Annotated in this window: 18 protein-coding genes, 1 tRNA gene and 1 pseudogene; 15 read left to right on the top strand and 5 right to left on the bottom strand. The window is 65.8% G+C overall.

The features are described 5' to 3' along the window. The first annotated feature begins 17 nt into the window (after positions 1 to 17). From ACO41U_RS05285 to ACO41U_RS05265, 5 genes are all read left to right on the top strand, one after another. On the top strand, positions 18 to 806 hold the full coding sequence (locus tag ACO41U_RS05285) for a L,D-transpeptidase (RefSeq protein ID WP_485942175.1): 789 nt from the start codon (positions 18 to 20) through the stop codon (positions 804 to 806). After that, complete coding sequence (locus ACO41U_RS05280; protein WP_485942173.1) at positions 803 to 1,792, top strand: MBL fold metallo-hydrolase; 990 nt, start codon at positions 803 to 805, stop codon at positions 1,790 to 1,792. Before ACO41U_RS05285 ends, ACO41U_RS05280 begins: the two co-directional genes overlap by 4 nt. A 3-nt stretch (positions 1,793 to 1,795) precedes the next feature. Beyond that, positions 1,796 to 1,871 (top strand) — tRNA-Asn (locus ACO41U_RS05275). 141 nt (positions 1,872 to 2,012) lie between these two features. Beyond that, positions 2,013 to 3,149, top strand: a complete 1,137-nt coding sequence (locus tag ACO41U_RS05270; protein ID WP_485942171.1) for a sodium ion-translocating decarboxylase subunit beta — start codon at positions 2,013 to 2,015, stop codon at positions 3,147 to 3,149. A 14-nt stretch (positions 3,150 to 3,163) separates the two neighbouring features. Continuing rightward, complete coding sequence (locus ACO41U_RS05265) at positions 3,164 to 3,289, top strand: hypothetical protein (RefSeq protein WP_015556667.1); 126 nt, start codon at positions 3,164 to 3,166, stop codon at positions 3,287 to 3,289. A gap of 79 nt (positions 3,290 to 3,368) precedes the next feature. On the opposite strand, the gene ACO41U_RS05260 is transcribed toward ACO41U_RS05265, so the two are convergent. From ACO41U_RS05260 to thrC, 3 genes are all read right to left on the bottom strand, one after another. Beyond that, positions 3,369 to 4,493: a glycerol dehydrogenase gene (locus ACO41U_RS05260; RefSeq protein WP_485942169.1), complete on the bottom strand. Its 1,125-nt coding sequence runs from the start codon at positions 4,491 to 4,493 to the stop codon at positions 3,369 to 3,371. Positions 4,494 to 4,717: 224 nt separating this feature from the next. Further along, a complete protein-coding gene (thrB, locus tag ACO41U_RS05255; RefSeq protein ID WP_485942167.1) occupies positions 4,718 to 5,668 on the bottom strand; it encodes a homoserine kinase in 951 nt (316 codons plus the stop codon). Then, positions 5,665 to 6,714, bottom strand: coding sequence for a threonine synthase (gene thrC / locus ACO41U_RS05250; RefSeq protein WP_485942165.1), 1,050 nt, complete (start codon positions 6,712 to 6,714; stop codon positions 5,665 to 5,667). Before thrC ends, thrB begins: the two co-directional genes overlap by 4 nt. Positions 6,715 to 7,171: 457 nt before the next feature. On the opposite strand from thrC, the gene ACO41U_RS05245 reads away from it, so the two are divergent. From ACO41U_RS05245 to ACO41U_RS05200, 10 genes are all read left to right on the top strand, one after another. Next, positions 7,172 to 8,089 (top strand): Rpn family recombination-promoting nuclease/putative transposase, encoded by a 918-nt coding sequence (locus ACO41U_RS05245; protein WP_485942163.1) that lies wholly within the window; start codon positions 7,172 to 7,174, stop codon positions 8,087 to 8,089. A gap of 113 nt (positions 8,090 to 8,202) precedes the next feature. Next, positions 8,203 to 8,562, top strand: coding sequence for a hypothetical protein (locus ACO41U_RS05240; RefSeq protein ID WP_485942161.1), 360 nt, complete (start codon positions 8,203 to 8,205; stop codon positions 8,560 to 8,562). Positions 8,563 to 8,699: 137 nt separating this feature from the next. Then, complete coding sequence (gene rpmH, locus ACO41U_RS05235; RefSeq protein ID WP_208873312.1) at positions 8,700 to 8,840, top strand: 50S ribosomal protein L34; 141 nt, start codon at positions 8,700 to 8,702, stop codon at positions 8,838 to 8,840. Beyond that, on the top strand, positions 8,822 to 9,217 hold the full coding sequence (locus ACO41U_RS05230; protein ID WP_485942159.1) for a ribonuclease P protein component: 396 nt from the start codon (positions 8,822 to 8,824) through the stop codon (positions 9,215 to 9,217). Before rpmH ends, ACO41U_RS05230 begins: the two co-directional genes overlap by 19 nt. Beyond that, entirely contained in the window at positions 9,177 to 9,500 is a 324-nt protein-coding gene (yidD, locus tag ACO41U_RS05225) for a membrane protein insertion efficiency factor YidD (protein ID WP_485942157.1), read from the top strand. The genes ACO41U_RS05230 and yidD overlap by 41 nt, the downstream gene beginning before the upstream one ends. Before the next feature lie 14 nt (positions 9,501 to 9,514). Beyond that, positions 9,515 to 10,330: a YidC/Oxa1 family membrane protein insertase gene (locus tag ACO41U_RS05220; protein ID WP_485942155.1), complete on the top strand. Its 816-nt coding sequence runs from the start codon at positions 9,515 to 9,517 to the stop codon at positions 10,328 to 10,330. Positions 10,331 to 10,445: 115 nt separating this feature from the next. Continuing rightward, a complete protein-coding gene (locus tag ACO41U_RS05215; RefSeq protein ID WP_485942153.1) occupies positions 10,446 to 11,168 on the top strand; it encodes a R3H domain-containing nucleic acid-binding protein in 723 nt (240 codons plus the stop codon). Position 11,169: 1 nt separating this feature from the next. After that, on the top strand, positions 11,170 to 11,976 hold the full coding sequence (locus tag ACO41U_RS05210) for a prolipoprotein diacylglyceryl transferase (protein ID WP_485942151.1): 807 nt from the start codon (positions 11,170 to 11,172) through the stop codon (positions 11,974 to 11,976). A gap of 208 nt (positions 11,977 to 12,184) precedes the next feature. Further along, positions 12,185 to 13,615: a Do family serine endopeptidase gene (locus ACO41U_RS05205; RefSeq protein ID WP_485942149.1), complete on the top strand. Its 1,431-nt coding sequence runs from the start codon at positions 12,185 to 12,187 to the stop codon at positions 13,613 to 13,615. Positions 13,616 to 13,805: 190 nt separating this feature from the next. After that, positions 13,806 to 15,068, top strand: a complete 1,263-nt coding sequence (locus ACO41U_RS05200; protein ID WP_485942147.1) for a serpin family protein — start codon at positions 13,806 to 13,808, stop codon at positions 15,066 to 15,068. 62 nt (positions 15,069 to 15,130) lie between these two features. On the opposite strand, the gene ACO41U_RS05195 is transcribed toward ACO41U_RS05200, so the two are convergent. Together ACO41U_RS05195 and ACO41U_RS05190 are read right to left on the bottom strand one after the other, a co-directional pair. Beyond that, on the bottom strand, positions 15,131 to 16,621 hold the full coding sequence (locus tag ACO41U_RS05195) for an FGGY-family carbohydrate kinase (protein ID WP_485942145.1): 1,491 nt from the start codon (positions 16,619 to 16,621) through the stop codon (positions 15,131 to 15,133). Between the two features lie 124 nt (positions 16,622 to 16,745). After that, a pseudogene (locus tag ACO41U_RS05190) lies at positions 16,746 to 19,726 on the bottom strand (hypothetical protein); the annotation flags it as partial.

Here is a 19,726-nt window from a genome sequence, read left to right as displayed (position 1 = left end):
ACGATCAGGGGATGGAAATGAACGCTTTTCTGGAGTTTATAAAGGACCTCTTGACGCTGCGAACCACGTGGATCGATAAGGGGCAGGGCCGCTGGGTGGCGCGGCGTCGGATGCATCCGCTGATGCGGCTCATCGTGTTCTGCGGCGCGGCGGCGGCGGTGGCCGTCCTGGGGGCGGAGTTCCTCCGCAGCGGGCCTGTGGCCGTCCCTGAGGCGGGGGTTCCCCTGAGCGCTCCTCTCGATTCTCCGAACGTTCCCGTCCTCATCGTGGACGAGGCGTCCGGCGTCGCGAGTTCGGAGCCGCTGGCCGTATTGCCGGAGCTGGAGGAGCCGGAGGACGAGGTTCCCCAAGTAACGGAGCCGGCACCGACCAGCGCGCCGCAGCCGCCCCGCGGCGCGGGGAAGTACTGGATCCTCATCAACAAGGGGCAGTACCGGCTGTCCCTCTATCGGGGGCGGGACCTGGTGAAGACCTACAACGTCGCGATCGGCAAGAACCCCGGAAACAAGCGCCGCGTTGGGGACAACCGTACGCCGGAGGGGCAGTTCCGCGTCCTGTCCATCGAGAACGCCTCGGCCTGGAAGCACGACTTCGGCGACGGCAAGGGCGAGATCGCGGGGGCCTACGGCCCCTGGTTCATCCGGCTGGACACGGGGGGCTGGAAGGGCATCGGCATCCACGGCACCCACGCTCCGGACTCCCTGGGGACCATGGCCTCCGAGGGTTGCATCCGCATGAACAACGACGAGATTCAGGACCTCAAAAACTACGCCTACCGCAACATGATCGTCAGGATAGAAAAATGACCGCGGCGGCGGGCGCGACCCTCGACTTCGGCGAGGGGCTGTTCCTGATCGACCTGCCTCAGGGGATGCCGGGCTTCCGGCAGTTCATCGCCTCCTGGTTCTTCGTGGACGCCCTGGGACGGCGCGTCGTCGTGGACCCCGGCCCGGCGAGCACGATCCCCCTCCTGAACGGGGCGCTGGAGCGCCTGACGGAGGACGTGGACCTCGTGCTGCTGACCCACATCCACCTGGACCATGCGGGGGGTGTCGGCGCCTTCTGCCGACGGTGGCCTCATGCCGGCGTGCTGGCCCATCCCCGCGCCTTCGCCCACCTGCGGAGGCCGGACCGGCTGTGGAGCGCCTCGGTGAGGACGCTGGGGAACGTGGCCTTGGCCTACGGCGAGCCGGAGCCGCTGGCGGCCCCGCTCCTTTCGGAGGACCCCGATGGCCTGATCGAGGTCCTCCCGACCCCAGGCCACGCCCCTCACCACGTGGCCCTGCGAACGCGGCCCAGGGAGGGCAGCCCCCTTTTCTTTATCGGTGAGGCCGCGGGGCTGACGCTGCCCTCCGGGGACGGCGCGCTGTGGCTGCGCCCCACCACCCCGCCGCGCTTTGACGCCGCCGCCGCGCTGTCGTCGCTGGACCACGCCGCGGCGGCCCTGCACGGGGACGAGCGCCTCTGCTACGCGCACTGGGGGCTGTCGGAAGACCCCACAGGACGCCTGTCTCTGGCGCGGGAGCAGACGGAACGCTGGCTCAAGCTCATCGGGACGATGCTGGACCGGAGGCCGGAGGAGGTCGTGGAGTGTCTGTTGAGGCGCGACCCACTGCTTCAGGCCCGACTGGACGAGGACCTGATGGAACGGGAACGGCGGTTCATGGCCAACAGCGTGCAGGGCTTCATGGGGTTCCTGAACGAGTCGGGGTGCGAGACGACCGCCCCTGATGGGGTGCAGCGGACGCTTGTTGACAGGCCCCGTGCGGAGGGGTATAATTCTTCTTGCTGAAATTCCACGATAGCTCAATCGGCAGAGCGGGTGGCTGTTAACCACTAGGTTCCAGGTTCGAGTCCTGGTCGTGGAGCCATTTTTTGTATACGATGAACGTTGACTATAGAAAGGAGCCGGCCAGGACCGGCTCCTTTGTTGTAGGAGGCTGTGGGTGCAAGAGCGAGTTGACGTATTGCAGAAAGTCTGACTTGGACCTTTTTAGGAGGGGTGCTTTTCGATGAATTTGTTGTTGGAGGGGCTCATGGCCATCACGGCGAAGCAGGCCGCGATGTACGTGGTGGGCGGGGCGCTGATCTGGCTCGCCATCAAGAAGGAGTATGAACCGACCCTGCTGCTTCCGCTGGGCTTTGGGGCCATCCTGGTGAACCTGCCGCTGTCCGGCGTGGTGAATCAGTCCATGGCGGGCATTGGGGAAACGGCAGGGATCATTCAGTGGCTGTTTGAAACGGCGATCAGCGCCTCCGAGGCGCTGCCGATCCTGCTCTTTATCGGCATCGGGGCCATGATCGACTTCGGGCCTCTGTTGGCGCAGCCCGTGCTCTTCCTGTTCGGTGCGGCAGCGCAGTTCGGCATCTTCGTGGCCATCAGCCTGGCCACGCTCCTCGGCTTCGACCTGAAAGACGCTGCCTCCATCGGCATCATCGGCGCGGCGGACGGCCCGACCTCCATCCTCGTGGCTCAGATCATGCACTCCAGCTACATAGGCGCCATCGCGGTGGCCGCCTACTCTTACATGGCGCTGGTGCCCATCATCCAGCCCCTGGCCATTCGGCTGGTCACCACGAAGAAGGAGCGGCGCATCCGTATGGCCTACACGCCGGGCAGCGTGACCCGGCGCACGCGCATCCTGTTCCCCATCTTCGTGACGTTCATCGTCGGGCTCATCGCCCCTGCGTCGGTGGCGCTGGTGGGCTTTTTGATGTTCGGCAACCTGGTGCGCGAGTGCGGCGTGCTGAATACGCTGTCCCGAACGGCGCAGGACGAGTTCTCCAACCTCATCACGCTGCTCCTGGGCATCACGATCTCCTTCAGCATGAAGGCGGAGGCCTTCGTGCGGACGGACACGCTCCTCATCCTGCTCATCGGGCTTGCGGCCTTCGTGTTCGACACGATCGGCGGCGTGGTCTTCGCCAAGGTGCTGAACCTCTTCCTCAAGCAGAAGGTCAATCCCATGATCGGCGCGGCTGGAATCTCCGCCTTCCCCATGTCCTCCCGCGTGGTGCAGAGGATGGCCGCGGAGGAGGAGAAGGGCAACATCCTGCTGATGCACGCGGTGGGCGCCAACGTGTCCGGCCAGATCGCTTCGGTGGTTGCGGGCGGACTGGTCATCAGCCTGGTCACCCAGTACCTGTAAGGAGGCGAAGCGTCATGAGTCCCGAGGTCGTGCAGAACTTCATCGTCTCCCTCAAGATCATGGGGCAGGGGATGGAGGGCATCTTCGTCGTCATCGTCCTCATCAGCCTCGTGGTGTGGGCCATGGGCCGGATTCGATAGGGCCGGAGAGGACGAAACAGCGGGCGGGGGACTGGCTCCCCCGCCCGACCTTTTTGTTGAGCGTTCCGACGGCGGCCCGTTACCGGGCTTCGCCACCCACCGGCTTGTAGTCCTTGAGCGCCTGACGGCCGATGGCGTCCGCGGCGAAGATGGCGGCCGACACCTTCTCCGGCGTGACCTCGAAGGGCATGTTGTGCAGCGTGTCGTTGGGCGCGCAGGCGGCTGTGGCGACGCTCATGATCTTCTCCGGCGTCGGGTCTTCGATGCCCAACTGTTTCATCGTCACGGGCAGACCGACGGCCACGCAGAAGCGCAGAACGGCCTGAAGCTCCTCCTGTGGGATGTCCTCCAGCACCAGCTGCGTCAGCGTGCCGAAGGCGACCTTTTCGCCGTGGTACATGTGGTGGCACTCCGGCAGGATGGTGAAGCCGTTGTGGATGGCGTGGGCGCCGGCGAGGCCACCGCTCTCGAACCCGATGCCTGACAGCAGGGTGTTGGCCTCGATGATCTTCTCCACGGCCTCCGTGCAGGCGTGGGCCTCCAGGGCCAGCTTAGCCTTGACGCCCTCCGCCATCAGCGTGTCGAAGCACAGCTTCGCGACGGCCATGGCCGCGCCGCCCGTCTTGCCGCCGGCGCAGGTGACGGCGCCGGACCTCATGCAGGCGCGGGCCTCAAAGTAGGTGGCCAGGGCGTCGCCGATGCCGGAAACCGTCAGGCGCACTGGGGACTTCGAGATGATGTCCGTGTCCATGATGACGACGTTGGGGTTGGCCCTGAAGAACTCGTACTCCTCGAACTTGCCGTCGTCGGTGTAGATGACGGAGAGGGCGCTGCAGGGCGCGTCCGTGGCGGCGATGGTGGGGCAGATGACCACAGGGGCTCCCGCCTGATTGGCCACGGACTTGGCCGTGTCGAATATCTTGCCGCCTCCGACGCCCACCACGATGTCGCAGCCGGACCCCTTCACGACGGCCGCGATGCGGTTGATCTCCTTCCGGGAGCACTCGCCATTGAAGATCTCAAACTGACAGCTGGCCTTTGAGGCCTTGAAGCTCGCCTCGATCTCGGCGCCGCTCCGCTTCTTCCCGCCCTGGCTGACGAGCACCAGGGCCTTCGAGCCCAGGTTCGCCGTGTACTCGCCGACCTTCTTCATCTCTCCCGCTCCCTGAATATAGCGGTTCGGGCTGATAAAAATTCGTGCCATGTCAATACCCCCCATGAATAAAAAAAACTTGAACGATCGTTCACCTTGATGACGCTTTACTGAGCCGGTGGCTTCATTATAGCATGGTCGGGACGGGGTCCTAGGGTGATCCCGGCGGCCAACTCAAACGAATTCAATATCTTTCAGGGTTGACGTCGTTCGCGGGCTCGCGGGCGGTGTATTCGTACAGGCCGCCGTTCTTGAGGAGCGGCCCTGTGTTCCCCTTAGTGAGCTGCCGTCGCCCTGTGGTCGTCCACGGTCGCGCCCTCCGCCGTCCCGCTCAGGACGAGCGCGCGGGCGGAGAGGCCGTGCCGGGCGAAGGCGGCGCACATGGCCGAGGCGACGGGCTCTGTCGGCCCGCGGGTCAGCGCGATCATCGTGGGGCCCGATCCGCTGATGAAGGCCGCGACGCAGTCCGGCTGGCGGCGTGCCTCCTCCAGGACCTCCGCGCCGCCAGGGATCAGGTCCGCGCGGTAGGGCTGGTGCAGCCGGTCCTCCGAGGCAAAGGGCAGGACGTCCCAGCGCCCCGTGGCCCATGCGGCGGCGAGGAGGGCCGCCCGGCTGACGTTGAGGACCGCATGCCGAAAGGGCACCTCGCCGGGCAGGATCGCGCGCGCCAACTCCGTGCTGACCTCGCAGTCCGGGACGACAGCGACCGCCTGCAGGTCCTGCGGCAGGGGCGGCAGACGGACGCAGCACAGGCGCTCCCCGTCCCAGGAGGAAACCGTCATGCCGCCCACGGCGCAGGGCACGACGTTGTCTGGATGCCCCTCGATGACCGTCATAAGGCGCAGGGCCTCGTCCTGGGGCGCACGGGCGTCCGTCAGGAGGTTGGCCAGCATCACGCCCGCCACCACGGCCGTCGAGGAGCTGCCCAGACCCCGCCGGAGGGGGATGACGTTGTGGCTCTCCAGGACGAATCCCCGACGCGGGACGCCCCACTCGCCGCAGGCGCGGCAGTAGCTTTTGACGAGCAGGTTCTTCTCCACGTCGCCCAGCTCCTGCGCGCCCTCCCCCGTCACGCGGACCGTGAAGCGCCCCTCCGGCAGGACGTCCGTCACGCTGAAGCGGTTGTGGAGGGACAGAGCCATGCCGAAGGTGTCGAAGCCCGGTCCCATGTTCGCCGTCGTCGCCGGGACCTTCAGGACGACGACGGGTTCCGCGTCCTGCCTCATGAGCGGCCCGCCAGGACCTTCAGCAGCTCCTCGGGTGAGTCGCCGATCTCGATGGGGCGCCCCACCTGTCCCATGGCGGTGTCCGGGTCCTTCAGGCCGTTGCCCGTCAGGACCATCGTCACGGTGATGCCCTCTGGCAGACGGCCCTGTCCCTTGAGCTTGACGAGGCCCGCCAGCGGGGCGCAGGATGCGGGCTCCGCGAAGACGCCGCCCTCGCTGGCCAGGAGCCGCTGGGCGCTCAAAATCTCCTCGTCGGACACGGCGTTGAACTCGCCGCCCGACTCCTGCACGGCGGCCCGCGCTAGGTGCGCGCTGACGGGGTTCCCGATGCGGATGGCCGTGGCGACCGTTTCCGGTTCGGGGCAGGGTTTGCCTGTCACGAGCGGCGCGGCCCCCTCGGCCTGGAAGCCCATCATCCGGGGGAGGTTCGGTATCTTTCCCAGCTTGTGGTACTCCGAGTAGCCCGCCCAGTAGGCGCTGATGTTCCCCGCGTTCCCCACCGGTATGGCGTGCCAGTCCGGCGCGCGGCCCCCCAGTGCCTCGCAGACCTCCCAGGCCCCCGACCGTTGTCCGATGAGGCGATAGGGGTTCACGGAGTTCACCATGGCGCAGCCGCTCTCCTCCGCGCCCTGGCGGGCCAGCTCAAGGGCCCGGTCGAAGTTGCCGCGCACGGCGATGACCGTGGCCCCATACATCAGCGCCTGCGCCAGCTTCCCCATCGCCACCTTGCCCGCGGGCAGCAGGACGTAGCAGGGGATGCCCACGGAGGCCGCGTAGGCGGCGGCCGAGGCCGAGGTGTTGCCCGTTGAGGCGCAGATCAGGGCCCGCCGCCCCTCCTCCAGCGCCTTGGCCACGGCCAGCACCATGCCCCGGTCCTTGAAGGACCCCGATGGGTTGCAGCCCTCAAACTTTCCGTAGAGCTTCACTCCGAGCCGGTCCCCGATGCGGGGCAGCGGGATCAGCGGCGTGCTGCCCTCCTCCAGGTTGACCTGCGGCGTGGACGGCGTGATGGGGAGAAGTTCCCCGTATCGCTTTAGAACACCCATGAACGATCAGTCCTCCTCTTGGGCCTGAGCGGACCTTCTGGCTCAAGCTCTTTTCAGGAATTATACGCGATGATGGGCGCATTGGGGGATTTCTTGAGGGTTTATGAGGATGAAATCTTAGGGGAAACGGCAGGTAGAGCCAAAAATTGCAGTAACAAGGAGAGCGCCAGGCAGGTTGGACCTTATTCAAGCCGGCCAATTCAGCGAGCACACAAGCGTTGGCGTGCTCCCCATCACAAGCACGATTGTCGCGGCACCATTTCTACCATCTGCTATTCACGCGAATACTTACCCAGAAGACGCTTTCAGCACAACTGCGTTTGATCGGACGCGGGGTAGACGCATTTGCTGGATTTTCTGCCGTAAGATAGAATGAAAGCGGATAAAGACGGAATGCCGTTAAGACGGGCGGCGAAAAAAACACGTTTGATTATGAAATCCAGGGGGAGCGGAGACCATGATAGAGGATGCATCGACACAAGAAAGGCGCAGCCTCAACAGGCTGAACGACCGGCTGTTCAAGTACATTTTTGCATCGAGGCAGCACAAGGCGAACCTGATACGTTTTCTGAACGACGTCCTGGACGACCCCGAGAGGGTTATCGCCGACATCGAGTACATCGACAGGGAGTTGGACCAGCCCATCCTTCGGGGGAAGGGAACGCGCTTCGACGTAAGGGCGAAGACGTCCGACGGACGCCTTTTTCAGGTTGAGGTTCAGATTCGGGATGAGAACGATTTTCTCAAACGCTGCCTCTTTTACACCTGTGCGAACTACACCTCGCAGATCGTCGTCGGCGAGCCCTATGGGCAGTTGGGTGAGGTTGTGTTCATTGCCGTGCTGGACTTCGATGCGTTTCCCGATAAGCCGGATGCCTACCACTCCGTTCAGCGGATGATGGACGTGGAGACCCACAAGTGCTACTGCAGCGGGGTTGAGATGCACTTTCTGGAGCTCCCGAAGATGAGGAAGCTGGGGAGGGGGAAATCCCCTGATAGGATGACGGGACTGGAGAGGATGTTGATGTACATGGGTACGGTGGGAGAGACCGAGGCTTTGAACGAGATTGCGGCATACGACCCCGACATCAGGAGGATATTGAACATGGAGGAGGCGTTTGTCAAGACGCCCGACCTGTGGGTGAATTACCTGATACAGGAGAGGGAACAGTCCGATTGGGATAACTACGTGAGGAGCCGAGAAGCCAAGAGCGAGGCCAGAGGCGAGGCGCGGGGTGAGGCCAGAGGTGAGGCGAAGGGCAGGGCTGAAATCGCTCGGAACCTGATTCGGATGGGTTTGGACCTGGATAAGATTGCCCAGGCGACCGGCCTGCCCATGGACGAGGTCGAGGCGTTGAAAGCGGAAATCGTTTAGGGACCTTAAGCACCTGGCATACGCAGCAGGGTACAATATTATTTTACGATGAAGATGTTGTACAAAACGGTGTGTCTGGTGATAGCGACGCTGCTCCTACCTCGGCGGCGGCGATGGAATCCCCCCTGGCCGGCGGGAGGACCCTCAGCGGGGCAGGCCTGAAGCTGGAGTTCAAGAGCGAGGGAGGGACGGCCCTCTTCTCCCACACGGAGCCGCTGCAATTGCACAACATCCTGTTTTTTGCGGATATCCCCGCCTTGAAGAGGGCCCCATGGTTCGTCAAGAATCATGGGCCGGTGGACGAACGGCGGCACGCCCTGTTCATCCTGCCCGCCTTCGGGAGCCTCCAGGACGGCGATTACCTCCTGATTCAGGCCGACGAGGCGGACCTTGAGGTCAAGGCCCCCGCCGATGCTCTGAAGAGCGTCAAGAGGGTGGATTCCTCGGTCGTCCCGGAGCTTCAGGTTCCTTGAGGAACGGAGGAAACGCGCCGCTGCATTGGGTGGGCGCGTCGTTGTGGCGTTCCCCCGTGGGCTGTGTTATAATTTCAAAGCTATTGTGGTTAAACCACCGTGGATAACGGTTTGTCTATTTGAGGAGGCGTTTTTTCGTGAAAAAGGGAACCTTTCAGCCGCATGTGAAACCGCGCAAGAGGAAGATCGGCTTTCTCGCCCGTTCGGCCTCGCCGTCGGGGCGCAAGATCCTTCGCAACAGAAGGCGCAAGGGCCGCAAGTGCCTGACCATGGCGTAACTCTCAAGAAGGGGTGGGAGTTTGACCTCATTTTCCGCACCGGTCTTCGCGTTCAGGGAGAGCTGGTGCGGTTGTTGTTTTTGAGGATGTCGGGCGGAGGGCTGCGCGTCGGCTACGCCGTCGGCAGGCGCCAGGGAAGGGCTCACGTTCGGGTCCGCGGGCGCCGCATCCTGCGGGAGGCCTTTCGCCGACTGAGCCCGTGGGTCGTGCCGGACGTGGCACTCGTCCTCTCTCTGAGGGAGAGGGGACTCGCCTCCGACGCCCGAAGGGTGTTCAAGGACATGGCCGCCCTCTTCAGGAGGCGCGGCCTTTTGACGGATGCGTGGAAGGCGCCGGATGACGCGGACTGGAACGCCCCGATCGAAAGAGGTGCCTGAGGGGCGGCGTCCCACGCCGGCGGCGGCGCTCGCCATGCTGCTGGTGCGGGGCTACCAGGTCCTCATCTCCCCCCTGCTGGGCAGGAACTGCCGCTTCTACCCCACCTGCTCGCAGTACGCGCTCATCGCGCTGAGGGACTGGGGGCTCTTTCGGGGCGGGTGGCTGACGCTGAGGCGCCTCCTGAGGTGTGGCCCCTGGAGCGAGGGCGGCTACGACCCGCCCCCAAAGCGGCCCCGCGGCGAGGGCGGAGGGGCCGGCGCGGACGACAATTTTTGTGACTAGGGATGGTGGACTTATTGGGTTATCTGTGGGATCAGGCTCAAACCTTTATGATGTGGCTGCTGGAAACCCTGTACGGGGTGACGAACTCCTGGGGGCTGGCGATCATCCTCCTGACGGTCATCGTGCGCATCGCCATGCACCCGCTGACGCAGAAGCAGATGGTCAGCATGCAGCGGATGCAGAAGCTCCAGCCCAGGATCAAGGTGCTTCAGAATAAATACGGAGATGACAAGGAAACGCTGAACCGGGAGATGATGGCCCTCTACAAGGAGGAAAAGGTCAGCCCCGCCGCAGGGTGTCTGCCCCTCCTGATCCAGCTCCCCATCTTCATCCTGCTCTACCGCGTGCTCTACAACAACGATTTTGCGGGGGCCACGTTCCTGACGGTCCACCTCGACGGATCGGTCCTCACGACGATGGCCGACGCGCTGAACCTGGTGGACAAGGCGGGCGTCCCGATCCCTCGCGATCAGCTGGGGGCCGTCATGGTCTTTTTCTCCTCCTTCACCAACCTTCCCCTCCTCTTCTCGAACATCGGCATGTGGCTGCCCAACATGATCCTGCTGATCCTGATCGCTTTCCTGACGTGGTATCAACAGCACCTCAGCTCCGCGGGGAACCCGCAGATGGCCATGATGAGCTGGTTCATGCCGCTGTTCCTGACGTTCATCTGCATCGGCCTGCAGGGCGGCGTCCTGCTCTACTGGGGCGTGTCCTCCCTGATGGGCGTGGTGCATCAGCTGCGCGTCATGCGCAAGACGGACGAGGAGATGCGGCAGAAGCCCGTCCTGCTCCAGGAGAAGCCGGCGAAGGAGAAGCCCCTGTCCTGAGCGCGTCTTTGGCAAGCCTCCGCCCGCCGCCTGACGGGCGCCTTTGCCTTTTGCCACGAAGGTCCCGCGAACGATCCCATGGACGTGCGGGGCGTTTGAGAGAGAGGTGTGTTTCATGGCATTTGAGTTGAGAGAGGACAGGAAGGAGCGCCCGGAGCCTGCGGAGAGGAAGCTGCAGTTCGACGTGAACGCCGTCGAGGAGGCGCTGGACGCCGCGTCGCAGGAGTGGGGACTGCCCCGCGAGCTTCTTCGGGCCGAGGTGGTCGGCTCCGAGCGCGGCTTTCTGGGCCTCTTTGGGAACAGGCTGAAGGTCGAGGTGACCCCGACGGGGGACCTGCTGGGGCTGAAGGGAGCTGCCTTCCTGAACGATCTCATGGGGCGGATGGACCTCGACGCTCAGGCCTCCCTGACGGAGGACGGCACGATCGACATCGAGGGGCCGGACGCGATGGATTGCGTCGTGGGACGGTACGGCGATGCCCTGAAGGCCATGGAGTATCTTCTGAACCTCGCCCTGCGCGACCCCTCCCTGGAGCCGCGCGTCCGGGTGGACAGCTGCGGCTACCGCGAGAGGCGCACCCGCAGCCTGGAGCGCCTGGCGGAGGCCACGGCACGGCAGGTGGCGGAGTACGGCCGCCCCGTCCGACTGGACCCCATGCTGAGCTGGGAGCGCTGGGTCATCCACACGACGCTGCACGACAACCAGGACGTGCGCACGGAGTCCGTCGGCGAGCCGCCGATGCGGAAGGTCGTCGTGCTGCCCCGGTTCGATGCCTCAGAGAGCATGGGCCGCCGGTATCCCAGCCATTCCCGCCCGCCGCGCCGCCGGCCCTATTGACATGCATCCGGTCCTCTTTCGGCTGGGAAGCCTTCAGATCGACACCTACAGCGTGCTCTGGTTCCTGGCCCTGTCCCTCGCGATCCTGTGGAGCGTCCGGCGCTTCCCCCTCTACGGCGTGGACGACGGGGCCGGGCGGCACGTCATCGGTTGGTCGTTCCTGTGGATGCTCTTCGGGGCCCGCGCCATGGAGTACCTGCGGAACGCCCAGGATTACATCGCCGACCCCTCCCTCTTCCTGGACTTGAAGCACGGCGAGCTCTCGGAGGTCGGCGCGTTTCTCGGCGCGTTCCTCGCCGCCCTGGTGCTCTGTCGGCGCAATCCGAAGGCCCCCTTTCAGTCGCTGTGCGGCGTGGTCGCCCTGCCTGCGGCGCTGACCATGCTGGTGGGGCGATGGGGGTGCTTCTTCAACGGCTGCTGCGTCGGCATCGCGTCGAAGTGCGCCCTGGCCCTGCACTTCCCCAGGGACCCGATCGGCGTGGCACGGCACCCCACGCAGCTCTATTACTCGGCCGCCGCCGCCACGATGCTCCTGGTGCTCTACCTCGTCGAACGTACCCTCATCCGGCGCGTCCTCTCGAGGGGGGAGGACCTCCGGGAGAGCGCGGGGGCCCGGGGTGGTGCCGTCACCTCCATCGGCCTGATGCTCTACGCCGCGATGCGGCTCTCCGTGGACGTCCTGCGGGCCGACGCGCCGGCCGACGGCCTGTCCCCCTCGCACTGGATCCTCCTGGCGGCGCTGCCCCTGGAGCTTGTGTGGCTGTGGCGGTCGCTCCGAGAGCTGAAGCAGGATGACCGTCGGGCGTGAGGGGCCGGCACGGCGGATTGGTGCGGACGAGGCTCCGTAAAATCGTTGTATCAGACGCTTTTAACGCCTTTTTCGGATGGCCCCGTCCGTAGAAAACTCCATGAAGGATTGGCCCCACGGGACTACAATGACCTCATCATCGATCGAGGCGTTGTGGTCCCTTTTTCATTCCCCTCGCCTCGCACATTCTGGAGGTGCTCTTTTGATCATGAAGAATGGTTTCAGGTTTAAGAAGTCCATGGCGCTCCTGCTGGCCTGCGCGCTGGCCCTTGGGGCGGCGGGCGCCGTCCCGGCTCTGGCCATGTCCTCCCAGGCCGCGAACCCCATCGTCACCATCGTCAAGGACACGTCCCCCGCCGTGGTGAACATCGACGTCGAGGCCGTGAGCAAGCGCAGGGTGTCCCCCTTCCCCTTCGGGGACGACCCCATCTTCCGCCAGTTCTTCGGCGACGCCTTTAAGGAGTACACCCGCTCCGTGCCCATGAAGGGGCGCGGGTCCGGCTTCATCGTCACGAAGGACGGCCAGATCCTGACGAACAACCACGTCGTGGAGGGTGCGGACAAGATCACCGTGACGCTGGCGGACGGCAAGACCTACAGGGCCAGGGTGCTGGGCAAGGACCCCACCTTTGACCTGGCGGTCATCAAGATCGAGCCGAAGGGAAACCTGCCCACCCTCGACCTTGGGGACTCCGACGCCGTGGAGGTGGGGGAGTGGGTCGTGGCCATCGGCAACCCCTACGGTTTCGAGCACTCCGTCACGGCGGGTGTCATCTCCGCCAAGAACAGGAGCATCCACGCCGAGGACGTCAACTTCGACGGACTGCTCCAGACGGACGCGGCCATCAACCCCGGAAACAGCGGCGGCCCCCTGCTGAACATGGACGGGCGCGTGGTGGGCATCAACGCGGCCATCGTGCCCTACGCTCAGGGCATGGGGTTTGCCATCCCCGTCAACATGGCGAAGGCCATCATGGACGACCTGGTGTCCTATGGCAAGGTGAAGCGCGGCTGGCTGGGCGTGGCGGTGCAGAAGCTGACGCCTGAGATCGCCAGGGCCTACGGCGTCGATGCGGAGAACGGCGCGATCATCAGCGACGTGTTCCCGGACTCCGCGGCGGCGAAGGCCGGCGTGAAGCGCGGCGACGTGGTGGTGAAGCTGAACGGCAAGGACGTGGAGGACGCCAACGCCTTCGTGCAGAGCGTTCGCACCCTGTCCCCCGGCGCGACGGCAGAGCTGGGGATCGTCCGCAGCGGCAGGAACCTCACCCTGAAGGTGACGCTGGACCAGCGTCCCGATTCGGCGGACGGCCGATCCGGCGGCCGCGGAAGCTCTCAGAGCTCCAGCGACGTCCTGAGGGAAGTGGGCCTCGAGGTGGCGCCCCTGACGAACGCGCTCCGCAGGGAGTACCGCCTTGACAAGGACGCGGAGGGACTGGTGATCGTGGGCGTGGCTCAAAACTCCATGGCCCAGAACGCCGGCATCCGTGAGGGCGACCTGCTGATTCAGGTGAACGGGCGCAACGTCGCGGACCTCAGCGACCTCAAGGGTGCCGTGAACGGGGACGGCAAGTCCGTCGTCCTGATGGTGGGGCGGGACGGGCAGACGTTCATCGTCTCCCTGAGCAGTGAAGATTGATGGCGCGTCGTCTGAGCTCCGACTCCCGAGGCGGCGATCGAGGCGGACCGGCATGGCCCGCCTCGCCATCGTTCAGCACTTCCCTGGAAAAGGCACGATGTCGGCCCATGAGGGGAAGCGGCGAGTTTGGGACAAGCACTGGCAAAACACTGGCAAGGCACTGACAAATCATGAATGGAGGCGCTTGCGTATGCTGCAGTTTGCGATGTACTTTTTCGGGGCGGCGAAGGTCGCTGCGTTCTGCCTGTTCTCCCTGGCGTGTCTGACGGCGGCGGAGAACGTGGCCGTGGCGGGGACCAACGAGGCCAAGGAAACGCCCCCCACCCTCTCGGCCGCCCGCGCCGTTGACGGGTTTGCCCTCCGCGCGGCGGCGGAGTTTCGGAAGTCGAGCGGGGACTTCTTCTTCTCCCCCTACAGCATCCTGTCCGTGCTGGGGATGGCCTACGAGGGCTCCGCGGGCGTAACCCGCGAGGCGATGGCAAAGGCGCTCTCCCTGGACGATGGCTTTCATGCGTCCCTTGGGGCCCTGTCCGCCGGTCTGCGGGAGCGGATGGACGGGCAGGATGAGCAGCCGGTCCTGAACGACGCCAACCGCCTGTGGCTGATGAAGGGGCTGGCGCCCCGGAGCGGGTTCAGCGACGTGCTGAGTCGGGACTACGGCGGAGCGGCGGAGGAACTGGACTTCAAGGACGCGCCGGAGGAGGCCAGACAGAGGATCAACGGCTGGGTGTCCGACAGGACGAAGGGCCGCATCAAGGACCTGATCCTCGATGTGGCGAAAGATACGCGCATGATCCTGACGAACGCCGTGTACTTCAAGGGACGGTGGCTCCAGCCCTTCAGTCCCGAGCTCACGGTTCCTGAACCCTTCTACGTCACGGAGACGGAGTCGAAGGACGTCCCCATGATGAAGGAGGACAGGGAGTCCCTCTATGCGGATGTGGAGGGTGTGAAGCTCCTGAAACTGTCCTATGGCGGGTCCGCCAGCATGTTGCTGGCCCTGCCGAAGCAGGGTGCGATGGACGAGCTGCTGAAGGACCTTGCCCATCGCGACGGGCTTGACCTCATCCGCCGCTGGCAGGCCTCCATGACCAAGCACCAGGTGGACGTGTGGCTGCCCAAGTTCAAGATGGAGGAACGGTACGAGCTGAAGGAGCTCCTGACGACGTTGGGGATGGGACAGGCCTTCTCGGATGCCGCGGACTTCTCCGCCATGACGGAGGATAAAGAGCCGATCTGCATCGGCAGCGTCGTGCACAAGACGTTCCTGGAGGTGGACGAGGAGGGGGCCGAGGCCGCGGCGGCCACGGGCATGGCGATGGTCTACGCCACGGCCCTGCCCTCGCAGGACCCGCCGCGTGCGGAGTTCCACGCCGACCGGCCCTTCCTGTTCTTCATCCTGGACGACGCGACGGGAGCGATCCTCTTCATGGGGACCCAGAGCTTTCAGTGACCCGTCAAGAGATTGGACTTGGAATCGTAGAGAGAGCCCCCCTAAGGGGGGCTCTCTCGTCTTCAGCGGTGGAAGAGCACGCTGGGCAGTGGGGGCAGGGCGAATGCAGGGCCTGGAGCGAAGTGCCCCGTTTCCCTCAGCCCCTGCTGCAGGGCCGCCTTGAGGCCCTCCTCTCCGCCCGCGATGTCGCCCGCCGCGTAGGCGGCGAGGAGGGCGTTCGTCGCGAGCGCGCCCCCCGTGTCGAGGGTCACGGTTTCGGCGCGGATGAGGTCCGCCTTGATCTGGTTCCACAGGGCCGAGCGGCTGCCGCCCTCCGTGACGATGATGCGGTCCACCGGCGTACCCGCAGCACGGCAGCGGTCCGCGATCTCGCCGTACTCTCCCGCGATGGCCTCCAGCACCGCGCGCCACAGCACAGACTGATCCGTGTCCATCGTCATGTTGAGGAAGCAGCCGTGGACTTCCTCGCAGCCCTTCGGGCCACCCGTCAGCCACGGCAGGAAGCGCACGCCGTTGGCGCCTGCGGGCACGCCTGCTGCCCCCTGGCTCAGGCGGTCGTAGCAGCCGTCGTCGTCGGGCTGACCGCAGACGTTGTCCCGGAACCAGCGCAGCGCCAGCCCTCCCGTCCGCACGAAGCCCCAATAGAAGTACGTGTCCGGCAGGGTTGCGCTGTTGAAGATGAGGTTGTTGCCGCTTCGGCTGAGGTCCGGCACGATGCCGGCCGTGGAGATGCAGAACATGGAGCAGGTGCCCGCCACGTCCACGGCGTGCCCCGGTGCGAACACGCCGCAGCCCAGGAGCGACTGCATGGTGTCGCCCGCTCCGGCGCATACGGGAAGCCCCGGGGGGAAGCCCGTCCGCGCTGCGGCCTCCTCCGAGAGCCCTCCAACGATGTCCCAAGGGCGCACGATGCGGGGCAGAAGGGAGGGGGAGATGCCGAGGAGATCGAGCTGCTCTGGCGACCAGCGTTTCTCCGTGACGTCGTAGCCGAGGCCCCAGCCTGAGAGGGTCCCCCAGTCGATGAAGGCGTCCGACGCGCCGAGCCCCGCCAGGTTCAGCAGGATGTAGGGGGCGTTGTGCATGAGCTTTCGCACGCGGCCGCGGGACGGCGCGTTCTTCAGCAGCCATCGCGCGTGCAGGGCGGGAAAGAGGCACAGCGGGTCTGGATTGCCCGTTTCGCGGGCCCAGAGGTCCGTTCCCAACGCCGCCAGAGCTGCCGCGTCCTCCTGCGTGCGGGAGTCCAGGTAGTTGATGTAGGGCGTGACGGCGCGGCCCGCCTCGTCCACCCCGGCTATGCCGCAGATGATGCCGTCGCCCATCACGGCCCTTACGGACGCAGGGTCAAGCCCCTTTCGGCCCATCTGCTCCGCGCAGTCCTTCATGCCGGCGAGGGTCAGTTGAAAGTACTCCTCGACGTCCATCTCCACCCAGCCGGGATGCGGGTAGAAGAGCGTCGTGGGGTTGACGGCCTTCGCGACGCACTCGCCCTCCGCGCTGTACACCGCGACCTTGACGCTCTGCGTCCCCGCGTCGAAACAAAGATAATGATTCATTCCGGATGTCCCTTCGTCGTCTTTTGAAACCCTGCTCACCCGGCTCAAGAGCGTGTCGCCGGCGCATTAAGAAAAGGAAGGGGGCCGGCCCGATGCGCAGCCCCCTGATCGTTCCTATGGCGAGCTATTCCTTCTGTGCGGGGCGCATGAAGATGAACTCGTAACCGTATTGGCCCGTGGTGCTGTCCTGAGTGCGTCGGGAGCCGACGATCTTCCAGCCCGCCTTGCCGCGCTCGTCCATGCCGGCCGTGATGCGGTCGTCCAGCAGAAAGTCGATGGCGTACTCATACCGCTCGTCCTGTTGGAGCGCCCCGGCGGACGCTGCAGCCTTCGCCCCGGGGGTACGGTCCGCGCGGAGGATCGTCGTCAGGCCCCGCAACTGCAGCCAGCACAGGACCACCGCGGCAAGCAGCAGGAAGGTCAGAAGCGGCAGCAGAACCCCGCCACGCGGCCTTGCAGCCCCCTCTTGGGCGACGGGCTCCTCCTTGCGCGCCAAAAGCTTATCCTTCAGACCCATTGCTGTATCCTCCTCCGTTGTCTCAGTGGCCCCTGCGTCCTGCTGGAACTCGTGGATTTCCTCCGGCTCAGGCTCTGCCTCAGGGGTGGAGCCTTCCGGAGCCGGGGCGTCGGCCTCGCCGTAACCTTCTTCCCCAGCTTGGGGACCTTCCGGCTCAGGCTCTGCCTCAGGGACGGGCCCTTCCGGAGCTGGGGCGTCAGCCCCGTTGTAACCTTCTTCCTCAGCCTGGATTTCCTCCGGCTCAGGCTCTGCCTCCAGGGTGGAACCTTCCGGAGCCGGGGTGTCAGACCCGTCGTGACCTTCTTCCTCAGCCTGGGGAGCCTCCGGCTCAGGCTCTGCCTCCAGGGTGGAACCTTCCGGAGCCGGGGTGTCAGCCTCGCTGTGACCTTCTTCCTCAACCTGAGGCCCTTCCGTCTCAGGCTCTGCCTCCAGGGTGGAACCTTCCGGAGCCGGGGCGCCGGCCTCGCCGAGACCTTCTTCCCCAGCCTGAAGCATCCCGCCCTCCGCTTCCGGCTCCGGAACGATGGCGGTCGGCTCAGGCTCCGCGGCAGCCGGCTCCGCGACGAGCAGGGAGCTGACGTCCATCTCCGCTGAGTCCGCCACGGGCTCTTCCGCCGGGCTCTCCGGGGAAGCGGCCTCTGCCACCAGCAGCGGCTCCTGTGGAGCCTCATCCCCAGGAAATTCCGCCTCCAGCGCGTCGGGCTCCGCCGACGGGTGGGGCTCCGTCATGGCGGCAGCGATGTCGTCCATCAACTTCTCCTCGGCCGTCGAGGGCGCTTCCGGCTCCGGCGTGTCCGCCTCCACGCCCAATGCCTCGACGGCGGGTTCCGGCTCCGTCGTCTCCGGTTCCGCAGCGGGCGCCTCCAGCACCACCTCGGAGGGCAGTTCCGGTGCGGGTTCTTCCGGCGCCTCGTCCTCTGGGGCGACGTTCAACACGACGTCGGCGAAGGGTGCAGGGGCGGCCGCCTCCACGACGGGCGCCTCGGCGGCAGGCTCAGGCTCTGTCGTCTCCGGTTCCGCAGCGGGCGCCTCCAGCTCCACCTCGGAGGGCAGTTCCGGTGCGGGTTCTTCCAGCGCCTCGTCCTCCGGCGCGACGTTCAGCGCGACGTCGGCGAAGGGCACAGGGGCTTCAGCCTCCACGTCCAATGCCTCGGCGACAGGCTCCGGCTCCGTCGTCTCCGGTTCCGCAGCGGGCGCCTCCAGCTCCACCTCGGAGGGCAGTTCCGGGGCGGGTTCTTCCAGCGTCTCGTCCTCTGGAGCGACGTTCAGCACGACGTCGGCGAAGGGCGCAGGGGCTTCCGCCTCGACGTCCAATGCCTCGGCGGCAGGCTCTGTCGCCTCCGGCTCCGCGACGGGCGCCTCCAGCTCCGCCTCGAAGGATAGTTCCGGGGCCGGTTCTTCCGGCGTCTCGTCCTCCGGCGCGACGTTCAGCACGACGTCGGCGAAGGGCGCAGGGGGCTCCGCCTCCACGTCCAACGCCTCGGCGACAGGCTCAGGCTCCATCGTCTCCGGCTCCGCGACGGGCGCCTCCAGCTCCGCCTCGAAGGGCAGTTCCGGTGCGGGTTCTTCCGGCGTCTCGTCCTCCGGCGCGACGTTCAGCACGACGTCGGCGAAGGGCGCAGGGGGCTCCGCCTCCACGTCCAATGCCTCGGCGACGGGCTCAAGCTCTGTCGCCTCCGGCTCCGCGACGGGTGCCTCCAGTTCCACCTCGGCAGGGAGTTCCGGGACGGGTTCTTCCGGCGCCTCGTCCTCCGGCGCGGCGTTCAGCACGACGTCGGCGACAGGCGCGAAGAGCTCTTCTTCCACATCCAAGGCCTCGGCGAGAGGCTCTGTCGTCTCCGGTTCCACGACGGGAGCTTCCAGCTCCGCCTCGAAGGGCAGTTTCGGGACGGGCTCTGCTGGCGCCTCGTCCTTCAGCACGACGTCGGCGAAGGGCGCAGGGACTTCCGCCTCCACGTCCAATGCCTCGGCGGCAGACTCCGGCTCCACGACGGACGCTTCCAGCTCCGCCCCGAAGGGCAGTTCCGGGGCGGGTTCTTCCAGCGTCTCGTCCTCCGGTGCGACGTTCAGCACGACGTCGGCGACAGGCGCAGGGACTTCCGCCTCCACGTCCAATGCCTCGGCGACAGGCTCTGTCATCTCCGGTTCCAAGGCTGGCGCCTCCAGCACCACCTCGGAGGGCAGTTTCGGTGCGGGTTCTTCCGGCGTCTCGTCCTCTGGGGCGACGTTCAGCACGACGTCGGCGAAGGGCGCAGGGGCCTCCGCCTCCAACGCCTCGGCGGCGGGTTCCGGCTCCGTCGTTTCCGGCTCCAAGGCTGGCGCTTCCAGCTCCACCTCGAAGGGTAGTTCCGGTGCGGGTTCTTCCGGCGTCTCGTCCTCCGGAGCGACGTTCAGCACGACATCGGCGAAAGGCGCAGGGGCTTCAGCGTCCACATCCAATGCCTCAGCGACGGGTTCAGGCTCCGTCGTCTCCGGCTCCAAGGCTGGCGCCTCCAGCTCCACCTCGGAGGGTAGTTCCGGGACGGGTTCTGCTGGCGTCTCGTCCTCCGGCGCGACGTGCAGCACGACGTCGGCGACAGGCGTGAAGG

Source organism: Fretibacterium sp. (assembly GCF_057312375.1).
The sequence above is the reverse complement of the archived record's forward strand: the minus strand, read 5'-3'. Positions and strand labels throughout refer to the sequence as shown.